This is a genomic window from Flavobacterium sp. HNIBRBA15423 (genome assembly GCF_052655965.1).
In genome coordinates this window covers 2,014,319-2,028,946 of the sequence record NZ_CP199751.1, presented here as the reverse complement: position 1 = coordinate 2,028,946, position 14,628 = coordinate 2,014,319, and the positions used below count along the sequence as shown (strand labels likewise).

Here is a 14,628-nt window from a genome sequence, read left to right as displayed (position 1 = left end):
TTGTTAATCTATCTAATGAAAATTATTTTATTATGAAAAAGCCAAACGAGTTTCCTGCACAAATGCAATCTCAGCCAGGAAAAGAACATAAAATGAATCCCAAACCAGAACTAATACGTGCAAACTATAAAGGTTCTGAAAAACTACAAGATAAAGTTGCTTTAGTAACAGGAGGTGATAGCGGAATTGGTGGTAGTGCTGTCTTACATTTTGCCAAAGAAGGAGCAGACATTGCACTCGTTTATTTAGAAGAGATCAAGGATGCCAAAAATATAAAAAAGCAAGTGGAAAAAATAGGAAGAAAATGTCTTCTTATTAAAACGGATATAAAAGAAGAGGCTAATTGTAATGCTTGTATTGAAGCTTGTATTAAGGAATATGGGCAATTAAATATTTTAGTAAACAATGCCGCAATGCAGTTTCCACAAGACTCTATTTCTCACATAAATAAACGACAGTTGCATAAAACTTTTGAGACCAACATATATCCTTTTTTCTATTTGACCAAAGCCGCATTAAAATATTTTAAGGAAGATGATGTTGTAATAAATACGAGTTCGGTTACTGCTTATAGAGGAAGCGAACATCTTGTTGATTATGCTAGCACAAAAGGAGCTATTGTAAGTTTTACTAGATCCTTATCTGCTCAATTAGCAAAAAAGAGAATCCGTGTTAATGGTGTTGCACCAGGACCTATTTGGACACCACTCATTCCAGCTAGTTTTGAGGATGTGACCGACTTTGGTCAAGATACTCCAATGGGCAGAGCGGGACAACCCAGTGAGGTTGGACCTGCTTATGTTTTTTTAGCCTGTGAAGATAGTAGTTATATTACTGGACAGTTTATTCACATCAATGGTGGTGAAATTATTGGAGGTTGAAAATAGAACTTAAAGCTTTTATTTTTGAGAAACTGTGTTTTGTTAAAATATATTGGGAAAATATTATACGAAATGATTGGTATGATGATTTGTTGCCTACTAAACTACTTGAGTAGTTATAGTGTTGTAAAATTGTGAAACTTTTCTCATTATATTTTTTTCCTAAATAATAGATTGAGTTGACTTATCGTAAAAAAGAAAAAGTAAAAATAATCTAATTTCCTTTTTTATTAAAAAAACCATTCGTGATTTTACGAACTGAATTAAAATTGATAATGAAAACGACCAAAGAAAATTATTTTACCACAAGTCAAGTTGATACAGCTCGTTTTGCTAAAGCATTGAGTCATCCAGTTAGAGTAGCTATTTTAGAATTACTCAACTCACAGTCTTGTTGTTATCATGGAGATATGGCAGAAGAGTTACCTATTGCTAAATCAACATTGTCACAGCATTTAAACGAACTGAAAGATACAGGACTTATTCAAGGTACAATTACACCACCAACGGTGAAATACTGTATAAATAGAGAAAATTGGGCATTAGCAAAATATTTGCTAAGTAATCTTTTAAAATAAAAAAATTTGAAAATAATATTCGTTAAACTACGAATTACGAACATCTAAAAAACAAAATGTAATTGTAAGGTTTACAGTTTCCAAAGTTAAAATATTAAATTATGAGTAAAACAATTAAAGTATTAGGACCAGGTTGTCCAAAGTGTAAAACAACCTTTCACAATGTAGAAGAAGCAGTAAAACAATTAGGAATTGAAGTTGAAATCACAAAAGTTGAAGACATCGAAGAAATGATGAAATATAATGTTTTAACAACTCCAGTATTAGTTATTGATGAGGAAATCAAAATTAAAGGCAGAATTGCACAAATAGATGAAATAAAAGAACTTTTAAAATAAAGCATCATGGGAAATCAGACTTTAGTAAAGGAAATTTGTCCAACTACAACTCAAGAATGGATAAAAGAAGAAGCATTATTAGTAGATGTAAGAGAAAACGATGAAGTAGCTGAGTTGGCTTACGATGTGCCTAATTTATTGCATATTCCTTTAACCGAATTTGAAGAACGTTTTCAAGAAATTCCAAAAGATCGAAACGTAGTAATGGTTTGCAAAAGCGGTGGTCGTAGTTTAAGAGCAGCTGGATTTTTAGTAAATCACGGGTATGAAAATGTAGTAAACATGCAACACGGTATTATTCGTTGGGTACAAAAAGGTTTTCCAACTAAAGGCGATACTTCTTTTGTTTTGGGTAACGATGGCGGTTGCTGTTCTTCATCTAGTTGTTGTTAAATAATTACAAATTTGTAAATCTTAATTGATTTAAATGATAATTCGTAATTCTAAATTAAAATGCTATGTTTGATTGGTTACAAAATTTAGCCGATTGGTTAATTTACACCGTATTTCAAATTGCACAAGGAAGTAAATTGGGCGATGCACTTAATTTCTTCTTTTATGATACAGTTAAAATTTTAATCTTATTGTTTTTGATTACAATGATAATGGGAATTGTCAATTCTTACTTCCCTGTAGATAAGATTAGAAATTTTTTATCCCGTAACAAACTATATGGTTTAGAATATGTATTTGCTTCAACATTTGGAGCCATTACACCTTTTTGTTCCTGTAGTTCTGTTCCTTTATTTATTGGTTTTGTAAAAGGTGGAATTCCATTAGGTGTAACATTTGCTTTTTTAATTACTTCACCTTTAGTAAATGAAGTAGCCATTGCCATGTTTATTGGAATGTTTGGACTAAAAACTACTTTAATTTATGTTTCAAGTGGGATAATTTTAGGAATGATTGGAGGTTTTGTATTAGGAAAATTAAAGCTGGAAAAATACTTATCTCCTTGGGTGCAAGGTTTATTAGCCAATGCTGAAAGAGAAGGAAATTTAGAGGAAGAAAATCAAACGTTTATAGAACGATTGCCTTTAATCTTTTCAGAAGCTGTAGGTATCATAAAAGGGGTGTTTTGGTATATTATTGTTGGTATTGGTATTGGAGCTTTAATGCATGGTTTTATCCCAACAGGTTTTTTTGAAACTTATATAAGTAAAGATAATCCTTTAGCAGTTCCTTTGGCCGTAATTTTTGGTGTGCCAATGTATAGCAATGCAGCAGGAGTATTACCCATTATTCAAGTATTTGTACAAAAAGGAATTCCAATTGGTACAGCTATTGCTTTTATGATGGCTGTGGTTGGATTATCTATTCCTGAAGCAACTTTGCTAAAAAAAGTAATGACTTGGAAACTAATAGCAATATTTTTTACAGTTGTTACTATTTGTATTATTATTTCGGGTTATCTATTTAATATAATATTATAAACATGAAAACAAAAACACAACTTTTTTTAGAACTATGGATAGAAGCACGCACACGTTTTTCTAACCAATTAGAAAATATTACAGCAAGCGATTTAACCAAGAAGTTAACACCTTCAGTAAATAGTGTTGGCTTTCTCATTCGTCATATTGGTGATGTAGAATTACTTTTTGCTAAAAATATATTTGGAGCTTCAGATGTAAAAGTAATTGCCAAAACCGTTATTGATCAAAAAGACACAGGAGAATGGACAGATTTAGATAATTTAAAAGAATACGTTGCTCTGTCATTTGAAAAATTAAAAGAAATTGTAGCAATACAAACTGATGAAGATTGGGAAAATACCATAGCCACTAAAGAATTTGGTACAAAAACAAAAGCTGAAGCTTTCGGCAGAATTGTTTCACATACAGCTTATCACGCAGGGCAACTTGCAATCATAAAAAAATATGGACAATAAAAATAAATCAACTCATATACAAAATAAAAAGGAGCGTAGATTATGAAAAAAAATATCTTAACATCAGTAATAATAACAGTCTTATTGTTATTTGTTTCTTGCGACGGAAACTCACAAACTAAAAAAACTACTGCTAAAACTACTACAGCAAAAACAACTATCGAAATCATTCAATTTCATTCAGATCATCGTTGCATGACATGTAATAAAATAGAAAAATTAACTCGATTAACATTAAAAGATTTCCCAACGATTCCATTTTCGTTAGTAAATGTTGATGAAACTAAAAACGAAAAAAAAGCTGAACAATTTGAAGCAACGGGAACAGCATTATTTCTTTACAACCCAAAAACAGGTAAGAAAAAAGACTTAACCGATTTTGCTTTTATGACAGCTGGTGATGAAGCTAAATTTCAAAAAGAACTAAAAAAGGAAATTGAAAAGTTTATTAATTAGTCAATTGATATATACTTATTTTGATGAATTGACACATTAAAGCATTGGCACATAGTCACATTTAAATTATGGAATGGTTAAATGAATTAGCGCAAAATAGAGAAGCACCCTTGTTAGCTGCTTTTGCATTAGGATTATTAACTGCTATTGCTCCTTGTCCTTTAGCAACCAACATTACAGCAACCGCTTTTATTGCAAAAACGATTGACAGTAAAAAGAAAGTCATTTTAAGTGGATTGCTTTATACATTAGGCAGAATGTTGTCCTGTACTTTGGTAGCAACAATCATTTATTTTGGAGCTAGTAAATTTCAAATAGCCAAAGTATTTCAAAGTAATGGTGAAAAATATATCGGTTTTATTTTAGTTCTATTAGGATTAATTATGTTAGATGTTATTAAATTCAACTTCATAAAAGGTGGAAATTTAACTGATAAATTATCTGATAAATTTAAAACAAAAGGATTGTTAGGTTCATTCTTATTAGGAGCATTATTTGCCTTGGCATTTTGTCCTTATAGTGGTGCTTTGTATTTTGGTATGTTAATTCCTATGACCATAAAATCTGGATTATTACTTCCACTTGCTTTTTCTTTTGGAACAGGATTACCAGTAATACTTTTTGCATTTATAATTGCATTTAGCATTCAAAAATTAGGACTTTATTTCAATGCTATAACCAAGTTTGAAAAGGTTATGCGTATCATTTCTGGAATTGTGTTTATTTTAACTGGATTGTACTACATCAATATTTTTTTTAAAATAATATAAATTATAACGAAATGATAAAAGGTATTTACAAAACTAAATTCTTTTTCTTTTATATTAAATTTTGCTTTTTATTTGATGCAAATATAAAGCACTATTACTTTTAACTATTCTTCTTTTCTAAATATCAAGTAAAATTTAAGATTCATTCTTAACAATAAAATAATATTAAACAATAGGATTATTCATCGTTATATTATTATATTGCAATATAAATATATGAATCATGGGAGCAACTAAAACAGATAGTTTTACAGACGAGCAAAACGAGTTAGCAACACTTGCCAAAGCATTAGGGCATCCTGCTCGTATTGCTATTATGGAGTATTTATTAAAAGTAGATACTTGCATTTGTGGTGATATTGTAAACGAATTGCCTTTGGCACAACCCACGGTATCACAACATTTAAAGGAACTTAAAAATGCGGGTTTAATAAAAGGAAGCTTTGAAGGAACTTCAATATGTTATTGCATTAATGAAAAAGGTTTTGAAAAGATAGAGGGCTTTTTTCAACACATCACCAATCATTTAGAGAAAAAGAAAAATCAATGTTGTTAGATAAATAAAATTATAAAAATGAAACTATCTCAAATTAAAAGCATATTAGCTACAACAGAAGCAGTAAACTTCAAACTTCCTAATGGTTCATTCGTGCCAGAACATTTCCATGTAACAGAAGTGGGATTAATTACTAAAAATTTTATCGATTGTGGTGGAACTGTTCGCAATGAAACAGTTGTAAACTTTCAGTTGTGGAATGCTAACGATTTTGAACACCGCTTAAAACCACAAAAATTAATAAACATAATTGAATTATCTGAAAAAGTATTAGATATTCAAGATTACGAAATTGAAGTAGAATATCAAGATGCGACTATTGGTAAGTACGATTTAGATTTTAACGGAAGTGATTTTATTTTAGTTAATAAACAAACAGCTTGCTTAGCTCAAGATCAATGCGGTATTCCTCAAGAAAAACAAAAAGTAAGATTGTCTGACATGAATAACGAAACTAGTTGTTGTACTCCAAATAGTGGATGTTGCTAGAATTTTAATAAAGAGGTGTTTAAATTTCAACACAACAAGTATTAAAAAATTTACAGAATATATAATTTTTTTAAAAATCAGAATGTCAATATCTAAAAAGGAACATTGGGAAAAAGTGTTTGCTACAAAGCAAGAAAATGAAGTTAGTTGGTTTCAAAAATATCCTAAAACTTCAGTAAATTTTTTTATTGAAAATGCAATACCTAAACAGACAAATATAATTGATGTTGGAGGAGGAGATAGTTATCTAATAGATGCTCTTTTAGATTTGGGGTATACAAACCTTACTTTGTTAGATATATCTGAAAATGCAATCAATAAAACAAAGCTAAGATTAGGAGAAAAAGGAAAAAATGTAACCTTTATTGTTTCTGATATAGTTGATTTCGTAACAAATAAAAAATTTGATGTTTGGCACGATAGAGCTAGCTTTCATTTTTTAACAGGTGAAAATGAAATTGCAAACTATCAAAAATTGATAACCAATTCTATTTCAAAAAATGGTTATTTATTTATAGGAACTTTTTCAGAGGATGGACCAATAAAATGTAGTGGACTAGAAATTAAGCAATATTCTGAATCTGCATTTGAGAATATATTTGGTGTTAATTTTAATAAAATAAACTGCTTTACTGAAAATCATAAAACACCCTTTGAAACTTCGCAGAATTTTATTTTTTGTACATATAAAAAATTATAAGAAAAAGCTTTTATAATTATAGCAAAATTAATATTGGGTTATTCATTTAATTTAAACATCGTATAGTAATATGTATTTAGAATTATCAATAAAAATAAAAGAAATTCAGCAACTATCAGTTTCAAATGAACGTAAAGAAGTGTTACAACCACTGGTAGATTACATTCAAAACAAAGTTGAGAATCAAAAGCAAATTAGAATTAATTTCATTTGCACACACAATTCAAGAAGAAGTCATTTATCACAAATTTGGGCACAAACGGCTGCTGCTTTTTTTCAAATTGACAATGTATTTTGTTATTCAGGAGGTACAGAAGCTACGGCTTTATTTCCTATGGTAGCTAAAACGTTAGCTAATTCAGGATTTAATGTACTTACAGCTATGAGTGGTGAAAATCCAGTATATGCTATTAAATACGCTCCAAATGAGCATCCTGTAATTGGTTTTTCAAAAAAATATGATGACCAATTTAACCCAGAAAGTGAATTTGCAGCTATTATGACTTGTTCACAAGCTGATGGTGGTTGTCCATTCATTCCAGGTGCCGAAAAAAGGATTCCTATCACTTTTGATGATCCTAAAGAATTTGATAATACACCTTTACAAGAAGAAAAATACCAAGAAAAAAGTTTACAAATTGCAACTGAAATGTTTTTCGTTTTCTCACAAATTAAAAAATAAATATGTCAGCAAATAATTGTGCTCCAGTAGTAGAAAGAAAAAAACTAAGTTTTCTAGATCGGTTTTTAACCCTTTGGATATTTTTAGCTATGGTAATTGGTGTAGCAATTGGTTTTTTTATTCCTTCAAGTAGTAATTTCATTAATTCATTTTCAAGTGGAACAACTAACATTCCATTAGCAATAGGTTTAATTTTAATGATGTATCCACCATTGGCTAAAGTAAATTATTCAAAAATGGGGGAAGTTTTTAAAAACACCAAAGTATTAGGAGCTTCATTATTATTAAATTGGATTATTGGTCCAGTTTTAATGTTTGTTTTAGCTTTATTTTTTCTAAATGGTTATCCCGAATATATGATTGGAGTAATTCTAATTGGCTTGGCTCGATGTATTGCAATGGTAGTAGTTTGGAACGATTTAGCAGAAGGAAATCGTGAATATGGAGCAGGTTTAATTGCTTTAAATAGTATTTTCCAAGTCTTATTATACAGTGTCTATGCTTACTTTTTTATTGCCATTTTACCACCTTATTTTGGTTATGAAGGTTTTGAAGTGAACATCAGTATTGGTCAAATTGCTGAAAGTGTTGGGATTTATTTAGGTATTCCTTTTGCTTTAGGAATTATCAGCCGTTATGCATTAATTAGTCTAAAAGGAGAAGAATGGTTTCAAAACAAATATGCACCTATTATTTCACCAATAACATTAATTGCTTTATTATTTACCATTGTATTAATGTTTAGTTTAAAAGGCGAATTAATAGTACAAATTCCTATGGATGTTGTTCGTATTGCTATTCCTTTGGTGGTTTATTTTGTAATAATGTTTGTCATTAGTTTCTTTATTGGTAAATATTTTGGTGCCGATTATTCTAAATCAACGGCCATAGCATTTACCGCAACAGGAAACAACTTTGAGTTAGCTATTGCTGTGGCTATTGGAGTATTTGGTATCAATAGTGGTCAAGCTTTTGCAGGAGTTATTGGTCCTTTAGTGGAAGTTCCAGCATTAATCGCATTAGTAAATTTAGCTTTTTGGTTCAGAAAAAAATATTATACTAACGAAATTTCAATAAAGAATTAATTAGCAAATAAAATTGCATTGGCAACATTACAAAAGGCTTCGCACTAGTGAAGTTTTTTTGTTTGTATTATTGTGTTATATATTTTTTTGAAGTAATCACACTTATAGTTACTAACAGTTTGCTTGTTTAATTTCTTTAAGAATAGAATAACTATTTCTGTAAATCTCTCTTTTCATCTTAAAATTACTGCTAAGAAAATGAATGTTGTTAAATATAAGTTGTTTTAAAAACAAGCCTTTTTAGTCTATACATTCTAAGTAATCTATAAAATACGAACTAGGTTTAAATGACTGATTTAAAATTTCTGATTGTACCAAATCTCCTATGATATAATCTTTTGATTCACCCGAAAATTGAACACGCATAACTGTAATACGAGATCTTTTTAATTCTTCGTAATTCATTTTGGTAAACAAAAAATAGCCTGTAAGCAATCTAATATTACTTTTTTCTTCTGCAATGTAAGATAAGGAAGAGCATACTTCATCTGTCGCGCTAATTAAACTGAAAATTTTGCCGTTTTCTAATTGAAGAATGATTTTTGACTTTCTATCAAAACATTTTACAGGAATAAAATCTTGACTTTTTTGAATTTGTTGAAAACTCAAAGTAGGTACACCATTATTATTGATTAGGTTAAATTGAATAAACTCTTTTGAATTTCCAAATACTTTTTCATATATCAATTTATCAGATAAAGCTTTCATGTAAGTGGAATCTGTTTTTTCTTCAAAGTCATATTTGCAATCTTTTTTTTGACTAAAAGTTAAAATAGGAATTAAGAAAAAGAATATAATTATTTGTTTCATGAAATTAAATTTTTGAGCAAAGCAAAACTATTTTATTATTTTGAATATCTGTAGTAAAAAACGCAAAAATTGTTCCACCATCTTTAATTTTATATTTTTTTCTGATTTCATCTACCTTAATAGGAAAATTTCTAGTGGTAATATTCATTTTGGTGTTTTGCAAATGTGTTTTAATTTCTTTCTTTTGAAATGGAATTATAGTATCAATTTTAAAACTTCTTCCAGGAAAATCGATTTTTTCTTCTGAAGTATATAAATGTGAATGTTGATGCAATTTGTCAATTTTATACAGTTGTGAAATAGCATTAAAATTCCCTGATTTTAAGATGGAAGTATTGGGTTCATATAAATATTTTTTTGGTACCGAAAAAGATGCCATATAATCTTCACTCAAAGAAGTAGTAACAATTTGGGTAGCTTCTTTTTCTATATTTATTGAAGTAATTGTAATGTCATCTTTGTAATGGTTTTCAATTTCCCAAAGTAATTCTTTTACTTCATTTTCAATTGCTATAATATGAATTCTCTTTACAAATTGTAATTCTAATAAACCTGATTGAATGTCTAATAAAGGAGCCGTTTTTATTAAAATCGAATTAGAATAATTAAAATAAAAAGGTAAAAGTTCAGGGACATTTGGTTCACAATCTTTTAATAAGAATACTTTTCCTTTTATATCATTTCTTCGAGATGGATCAATATAAATCCAACTAAATTTTTGATTCAAATTTTTTAATGTTTTTGAGCTTTCTCCTAAAATACATTCAATGTTTTTTTTGCCTAACTGTTCAAAATTATGTTTTACAATAAAGGATAATTCTGGATTTATTTCACAATGAACTACTTTTTGAAAAACAGTTGAAAAATAGTAATCGTCTATACCAAAACCTCCTGATAAATCAATTAATTTTTCTCCTGAAATTAGGGAAGCTTTATATTTGGCTGCCTTTTCAGATGAAGTTTGCTCAACGGAAACTTTTGAGGGATATAAAATATTGGGTGTTTTAAACCATGTAGGTAATTTTTTCTTAGCCTTTTGTTTGGAAACAATTTGATTAATAATTGAAATATAATCTGTTGAAAAATCATTTTTATGAAGAGCTAATTTACTAACATCATTTTCTATATTAGTATTTATAAATTCTTGTATTTCAGTTTCTAACAATAACTTTAGGCTATTCATTAAATATCTTTTGTTAGAGCTTTTATAATTTTATTATCTGGAAGAAATTCTTTACCAATGACTTTTAATGCTGTATAACTTGGAACAGCTATAATCATTCCAGTAATGCCAAATAGTATTCCTGCACAAATAATCACCAAAAAGATTTCTAAAGGATGTGATTTAGTGCTTTTTGAAAAAATAATAGGTTGACTTATGTTGTTATCAATTAATTGCACAGCAAACATACCACAAATAACATATAAAGTATTTGGTAATGTGATATGTATAAAATCATCTCCGATTCCGCTAATCATTATCAATAAAGAGGCAACTATCATGCCTAAAAGTGGACCTAAATAAGGAATTATATTTAAAACAGCACAGAGTAAGGCTATAATAAAAGCATTATCAATACCAAAAATTAAAAAAACTATTAAGTATAATATCAGTATAATAAATAGTTGCAATAAAAGACCTATAAAATATCTTGAAAGTAAATGTTGTATTTTTTCCATAGAAGTTAAAATCTTAGTTTTATGATTTCTAGGAAGTACAAATTTGAATATTCGAAAAGCTTGATCTTTTTCTTTTAATAGAAAAAAGGAGATGAAAAGAACTGAAGCTAATCCCATTCCAAAATTTCCTACAATATTAATGATGCCATTAAAAATATCGGGAATAAAATTAAAATTAATCTTTGATGAAATATTAGAACTTTCAAAAACCTGATTAAAATTTATATGGTGAGATTCTAAATAAATATTAATGTTATTTATCATATCATTAAAACTACCTTCTAAGGTATTAATGTCTAAAAGTGAAAGATTTTCACCTTGCGAAATAATTAAAGGTACAAAAAGCAAGATAAAACTAATAATAAATAGAAGAGATAGGAGTAAAGTTGTAATTACAGCTAATGTATTTTTAAATTTTAATTTATTTTTTAAAAATTGAACAAGAGGATTTGTAATTAAAGAGAAAACAACTGCTATTATTAAATAAACAATAACTGTAAATATTTTATATATTAATAGTAAAACAAGGCTTATTCCAGTTACAATAAGCAATGTTCTTAATAAACCATTTGAAAGTTCTTTTGATGTCATGAACCAAAAATAAAAAAAAACTCGCTAATTAATAGCGAGTTTTATGTAATTGTTTAGCTTCGTTTTTTATTTATCTGAATGAAGCTCTTGAACCTCCTACATTAAATATAGTTAACATTCTATTTTTCTGATCATTAGAGAACATATACATTCCTCTATCATCTGTATAATCCATATAGTTCATATACATTTCTAAAGGAGTTCCTGAACAAGTTGATCTATGTCCAACAGGAGGAACACCATAATTTGCTGTATTGTGAGTAGGTGTATCAGAGACTAAGTCAGATCCACACGTTGTATCACCCCAAATATGACGAAGATTCATCCAATGTCCTACTTCATGAGTAGCAGTTCTTCCTAAGTTAAAAGGATAAGTTGCTGTACCAGTTGTACCAGTATATCTAGAATCTAATACAACTCCATCAGTTGATGAAGATCCACCTGGGAATTGAGCATAACCTAATATACCACCGCCAATAGTACAAACCCAAATATTTAATTTTGTTGTAGGAGAAGTTGGATTTAAACCACCTCTATTTGTTTTCTTCATTGCATCTCTGGTTCCCCAAGATGACTTATTTGTTGATTTTCTATTTACAGCGTCTAAGACAAAACGAATACCAACATTAGCTCTTACACTACTATAAGGATTATTTGCTGTGTTGTAATCTGAATTTTGCGCATTAAAATCTTTGTTTAATACATCGATTTGAGATTGTAATTGCGCAAGTGAGATGTTTTCAGCAGATGTTCTATACAATACATTGAATACTACTGGAATTTCTAAAACTCCATTTACAATTCTACCTTGACTAATCATTTGAGAAGTTGCTACTTCAATGTCCTGCATTCTTTTTGCTAATCCAGGATCTTCTTTTAATTGTCTTTGTAAAACTTCATCTGATGCACAACCTCTATGTGCACTAACAGCTGCTTCAGGTGTTTCTGAAATTGAATTGTCTTCATTATTACAAGAAAACATAATCATTACTGCTGAAACTGTTAAAAAAATTTTTTTCATAATGTAAATTTGTTTGGTTGTTAATATATTTACATTGCAATTATATAACATAAAAAGATAATATTGTTATTTTTTTATTTATTTTTTTTACATATTTATTGTATTTTTTGTTAAAATTAACAAATTAAAACCATTAAACTCTTATATTTAAAGGGTTTTTTGAATAATTGAAAATTTTAAAAAAATAGTCATGAAAAGTTTTTTAAGGGGTAAGGATAATGTTGAATTGATATTCACTTTATTTATTTACAGTTTTTTTAAAATAAGAGAGCCATCAGTATAATATACTGATGGCTCTTTATATAGTAAATTTTGTAATTATTATCTAAAAGAAGCTCTTGAACCTCCTACATTAAATATAGCCAACATTCTACTTTTTTGACCATTTGAGAACATATACATTCCTCTATCATCTGTATAATCCATATAATTCATATACATTTCTAAAGGAGTTCCTGAGCAAGTTGATCTGTGACCAACAGCAGGAACACCGTAGTTTGCTGTGTTATGAGTAGGTGTATCAGAAACTATATCAGATCCACAAGTTGCGTCTCCCCAGATGTGACGTAAATTCATCCAATGTCCAACTTCATGAGTTGCAGTTCTTCCTAAATTAAATGGATAAGTTGCTGTGCCAGTTGTACCAGTGTATCTTGAATCGATAGCTACACCATCTGTAGCAGATGATCCACCTGGAAACTGAGCATATCCTAAAATTCCACCACCAATGGTACAAACCCAATAGTTAAGTTTAGTTGTTGGTGAAGTAGGAGCAATACCACCAGTGCTTGTTTTTTTCATAGCGTTATTTGTGCCCCATGATGTTTTAGTAGTACTCTTTCTGATAACTTGATCTAATACAAAACGTATTCCTACATTAGCTCTTACACTGCTATAAGGATTGTTGGCAGTATTATAATCTGAATTTTGTGCATTAAAATCTTTGTTTAATACATCAATTTGTGATTGTAATTGAGCTAATGAAATGTTTTCAGCAGATGTTCTATATAGTACATTGAATACTACTGGAATTTCTAATACTCCATTAACTATTCTTCCTTCAGAAATAGCTTTTGCAGTTTGTACTTCAATGTCTTGCATTCTTTTTGCTAATCCTGGATCTTCTTTTAGTTGTCTTTGTAAGACTTCATCTGAAGCACATCCTCTATGGGTAGCTGCGGTAAGTTCTTTAGAATTAGTTTCTCCTTCAATAGCCTTGTCTTCATTTTGACAAGAAAAACCTAAAATTAGCATAGATGCTAATACCATAATTTTTTTCATAATAAATCTGTTTGTTTGGTGTTAATTTTTAGTTAATTTTTAACACCACAATATTATGTCAAAAAAAGATTTGTTTTTCAAAAAAAAGTAATCTAGAGATATTGTTTTTTAAAAAATATTTCTATATAATTGCAAAAAACCTAATAAAATTATTAAAAGATTGGTTATATGGTAGGTTTTTTAGTTTTTGAATGCGTAATTTATAATGTTAGCTCCCATTTTTAAAGCCTTTTCCCTTATTTCTAAAGGGTCGTTGTGAATTTCTGCATTTTCCCAACCATCACCTAAATCACTTTCGTAAGTGTAAAGTAATGCTAAACGATTTTCAATGAAAATTCCAAAAGCTTGAGGTTTTTTATTATCATGTTCATGGATTTTTGGTAAACCATTAGGGAAATTATACGGACCTTTAAAAATTTCGTGAGTTATGGGTATTTCTTCAAGGTTGTTCTGTGGAAATAATTTAGTAATTTCCTTTCTAATATATTCATCCATACCATAATTATCATCTATATGCAGAAAGCCTCCTGAGCTAAGATAGTTTTTTAAATTTTGTGATTCATTAGCGGAAAAAACTACATTTCCATGCCCTGTCATGTGAATATAAGGATAGGAAAAAATATCCGAACTGCTAACTTCAACAGTAGCAATTTTAGTAGCAATTTTAGTATTAATATTTTGGTTACAAAATTGAATCAAATTTGGTAAAGATGTTGGGTTTGAATACCAATCTCCACCACCAGAATATTTCAAGATAGCTACTTCTTGAGCAAAAGTTAGATTTGTTGTAAGTAATAGTAAAAGAAGTAATCGACTCAT

At 28.9% G+C, this 14,628-nt stretch carries 19 protein-coding genes; 13 read left to right on the top strand and 6 right to left on the bottom strand.

The window, feature by feature from the left end; translation table 11 throughout:
* The first annotated feature begins 32 nt into the window (after positions 1-32).
* The 13 genes from ACULEV_RS09195 (at position 33) to arsB (ending at position 8,426) form a co-directional block, all read left to right on the top strand.
* Positions 33-881: an SDR family oxidoreductase gene (locus ACULEV_RS09195; RefSeq protein WP_445458376.1), complete on the top strand. Its 849-nt coding sequence runs from the start codon at positions 33-35 to the stop codon at positions 879-881.
* Between the two features lie 275 nt (positions 882-1,156).
* A complete protein-coding gene (locus tag ACULEV_RS09190) occupies positions 1,157-1,459 on the top strand; it encodes an ArsR/SmtB family transcription factor (protein WP_445458375.1) in 303 nt (100 codons plus the stop codon).
* 101 nt (positions 1,460-1,560) lie between these two features.
* The gene (locus ACULEV_RS09185; protein ID WP_445458374.1) at positions 1,561-1,797 is read left to right on the top strand and encodes a thioredoxin family protein; all 237 of its coding nucleotides are present in this window, start codon (positions 1,561-1,563) and stop codon (positions 1,795-1,797) included.
* 6 nt (positions 1,798-1,803) lie between these two features.
* On the top strand, positions 1,804-2,190 hold the full coding sequence (locus ACULEV_RS09180) for a rhodanese-like domain-containing protein (RefSeq protein WP_445458373.1): 387 nt from the start codon (positions 1,804-1,806) through the stop codon (positions 2,188-2,190).
* A gap of 65 nt (positions 2,191-2,255) precedes the next feature.
* Complete coding sequence (locus tag ACULEV_RS09175; protein ID WP_445458372.1) at positions 2,256-3,230, top strand: permease; 975 nt, start codon at positions 2,256-2,258, stop codon at positions 3,228-3,230.
* Between the two features lie 2 nt (positions 3,231-3,232).
* On the top strand, positions 3,233-3,688 hold the full coding sequence (locus ACULEV_RS09170) for a DinB family protein (protein ID WP_445458371.1): 456 nt from the start codon (positions 3,233-3,235) through the stop codon (positions 3,686-3,688).
* 42 nt (positions 3,689-3,730) lie between these two features.
* On the top strand, positions 3,731-4,144 hold the full coding sequence (locus ACULEV_RS09165; protein ID WP_445458370.1) for a nitrophenyl compound nitroreductase subunit ArsF family protein: 414 nt from the start codon (positions 3,731-3,733) through the stop codon (positions 4,142-4,144).
* A 68-nt stretch (positions 4,145-4,212) separates the two neighbouring features.
* The gene (locus ACULEV_RS09160; RefSeq protein WP_445458369.1) at positions 4,213-4,914 is read left to right on the top strand and encodes an aromatic aminobenezylarsenical efflux permease ArsG family transporter; all 702 of its coding nucleotides are present in this window, start codon (positions 4,213-4,215) and stop codon (positions 4,912-4,914) included.
* A 223-nt stretch (positions 4,915-5,137) separates the two neighbouring features.
* Positions 5,138-5,470, top strand: coding sequence for an ArsR/SmtB family transcription factor (locus ACULEV_RS09155; RefSeq protein ID WP_445458368.1), 333 nt, complete (start codon positions 5,138-5,140; stop codon positions 5,468-5,470).
* 18 nt (positions 5,471-5,488) lie between these two features.
* Positions 5,489-5,959, top strand: coding sequence for a DUF6428 family protein (locus ACULEV_RS09150; protein ID WP_445458367.1), 471 nt, complete (start codon positions 5,489-5,491; stop codon positions 5,957-5,959).
* Between the two features lie 82 nt (positions 5,960-6,041).
* A complete protein-coding gene (locus ACULEV_RS09145; protein ID WP_445458366.1) occupies positions 6,042-6,659 on the top strand; it encodes a class I SAM-dependent methyltransferase in 618 nt (205 codons plus the stop codon).
* Between the two features lie 70 nt (positions 6,660-6,729).
* Entirely contained in the window at positions 6,730-7,341 is a 612-nt protein-coding gene (locus ACULEV_RS09140) for an arsenate-mycothiol transferase ArsC (protein WP_445458365.1), read from the top strand.
* A gap of 2 nt (positions 7,342-7,343) precedes the next feature.
* The gene (gene arsB / locus ACULEV_RS09135) at positions 7,344-8,426 is read left to right on the top strand and encodes an ACR3 family arsenite efflux transporter (RefSeq protein ID WP_445458364.1); all 1,083 of its coding nucleotides are present in this window, start codon (positions 7,344-7,346) and stop codon (positions 8,424-8,426) included.
* 240 nt (positions 8,427-8,666) lie between these two features.
* Here arsB and ACULEV_RS09130 read toward each other — a convergent pair whose 3' ends face one another.
* The 6 genes from ACULEV_RS09130 to ACULEV_RS09105 form a co-directional block, all read right to left on the bottom strand.
* Complete coding sequence (locus ACULEV_RS09130) at positions 8,667-9,236, bottom strand: hypothetical protein (RefSeq protein ID WP_445458363.1); 570 nt, start codon at positions 9,234-9,236, stop codon at positions 8,667-8,669.
* Between the two features lie 4 nt (positions 9,237-9,240).
* Positions 9,241-10,419 carry a THUMP-like domain-containing protein gene (locus tag ACULEV_RS09125; RefSeq protein ID WP_445458362.1) on the bottom strand — a complete coding sequence of 393 codons (1,179 nt, stop codon included), beginning with the start codon at positions 10,417-10,419 and terminating at the stop codon, positions 9,241-9,243.
* The gene (locus tag ACULEV_RS09120; RefSeq protein WP_445458361.1) at positions 10,419-11,507 is read right to left on the bottom strand and encodes an AI-2E family transporter; all 1,089 of its coding nucleotides are present in this window, start codon (positions 11,505-11,507) and stop codon (positions 10,419-10,421) included. The genes ACULEV_RS09125 and ACULEV_RS09120 overlap by 1 nt, the downstream gene beginning before the upstream one ends.
* Positions 11,508-11,577: 70 nt before the next feature.
* Entirely contained in the window at positions 11,578-12,528 is a 951-nt protein-coding gene (locus ACULEV_RS09115) for a zinc metalloprotease (protein WP_445458360.1), read from the bottom strand.
* Positions 12,529-12,849: 321 nt separating this feature from the next.
* The gene (locus ACULEV_RS09110) at positions 12,850-13,809 is read right to left on the bottom strand and encodes a zinc metalloprotease (RefSeq protein ID WP_445458359.1); all 960 of its coding nucleotides are present in this window, start codon (positions 13,807-13,809) and stop codon (positions 12,850-12,852) included.
* Positions 13,810-13,989: 180 nt separating this feature from the next.
* Complete coding sequence (locus ACULEV_RS09105; RefSeq protein ID WP_445458358.1) at positions 13,990-14,628, bottom strand: DUF4159 domain-containing protein; 639 nt, start codon at positions 14,626-14,628, stop codon at positions 13,990-13,992.

What these genes read in the sequence shown, in the direction of transcription:
- ACULEV_RS09195 (WP_445458376.1), top strand. Translation starts at nt 33, where the DNA reads ATGAAAAAGCCAAACGAGTTTCCTGCACAAATGCAATCTCAGCCAGGA.
- ACULEV_RS09190 (WP_445458375.1), top strand. Translation starts at nt 1,157, where the DNA reads ATGAAAACGACCAAAGAAAATTATTTTACCACAAGTCAAGTTGATACA.
- ACULEV_RS09185 (WP_445458374.1), top strand. Translation starts at nt 1,561, where the DNA reads ATGAGTAAAACAATTAAAGTATTAGGACCAGGTTGTCCAAAGTGTAAA.
- ACULEV_RS09180 (WP_445458373.1), top strand. Translation starts at nt 1,804, where the DNA reads ATGGGAAATCAGACTTTAGTAAAGGAAATTTGTCCAACTACAACTCAA.
- ACULEV_RS09175 (WP_445458372.1), top strand. Translation starts at nt 2,256, where the DNA reads ATGTTTGATTGGTTACAAAATTTAGCCGATTGGTTAATTTACACCGTA.
- ACULEV_RS09170 (WP_445458371.1), top strand. Translation starts at nt 3,233, where the DNA reads ATGAAAACAAAAACACAACTTTTTTTAGAACTATGGATAGAAGCACGC.
- ACULEV_RS09165 (WP_445458370.1), top strand. Translation starts at nt 3,731, where the DNA reads ATGAAAAAAAATATCTTAACATCAGTAATAATAACAGTCTTATTGTTA.
- ACULEV_RS09160 (WP_445458369.1), top strand. Translation starts at nt 4,213, where the DNA reads ATGGAATGGTTAAATGAATTAGCGCAAAATAGAGAAGCACCCTTGTTA.
- ACULEV_RS09155 (WP_445458368.1), top strand. Translation starts at nt 5,138, where the DNA reads ATGGGAGCAACTAAAACAGATAGTTTTACAGACGAGCAAAACGAGTTA.
- ACULEV_RS09150 (WP_445458367.1), top strand. Translation starts at nt 5,489, where the DNA reads ATGAAACTATCTCAAATTAAAAGCATATTAGCTACAACAGAAGCAGTA.
- ACULEV_RS09145 (WP_445458366.1), top strand. Translation starts at nt 6,042, where the DNA reads ATGTCAATATCTAAAAAGGAACATTGGGAAAAAGTGTTTGCTACAAAG.
- ACULEV_RS09140 (WP_445458365.1), top strand. Translation starts at nt 6,730, where the DNA reads ATGTATTTAGAATTATCAATAAAAATAAAAGAAATTCAGCAACTATCA.
- arsB (WP_445458364.1), top strand. Translation starts at nt 7,344, where the DNA reads ATGTCAGCAAATAATTGTGCTCCAGTAGTAGAAAGAAAAAAACTAAGT.
- ACULEV_RS09130 (WP_445458363.1), bottom strand. Translation starts at nt 9,236, where the DNA reads ATGAAACAAATAATTATATTCTTTTTCTTAATTCCTATTTTAACTTTT.
- ACULEV_RS09125 (WP_445458362.1), bottom strand. Translation starts at nt 10,419, where the DNA reads ATGAATAGCCTAAAGTTATTGTTAGAAACTGAAATACAAGAATTTATA.
- ACULEV_RS09120 (WP_445458361.1), bottom strand. Translation starts at nt 11,507, where the DNA reads ATGACATCAAAAGAACTTTCAAATGGTTTATTAAGAACATTGCTTATT.
- ACULEV_RS09115 (WP_445458360.1), bottom strand. Translation starts at nt 12,528, where the DNA reads ATGAAAAAAATTTTTTTAACAGTTTCAGCAGTAATGATTATGTTTTCT.
- ACULEV_RS09110 (WP_445458359.1), bottom strand. Translation starts at nt 13,809, where the DNA reads ATGAAAAAAATTATGGTATTAGCATCTATGCTAATTTTAGGTTTTTCT.
- ACULEV_RS09105 (WP_445458358.1), bottom strand. Translation starts at nt 14,628, where the DNA reads ATGAGTCGATTACTTCTTTTACTATTACTTACAACAAATCTAACTTTT.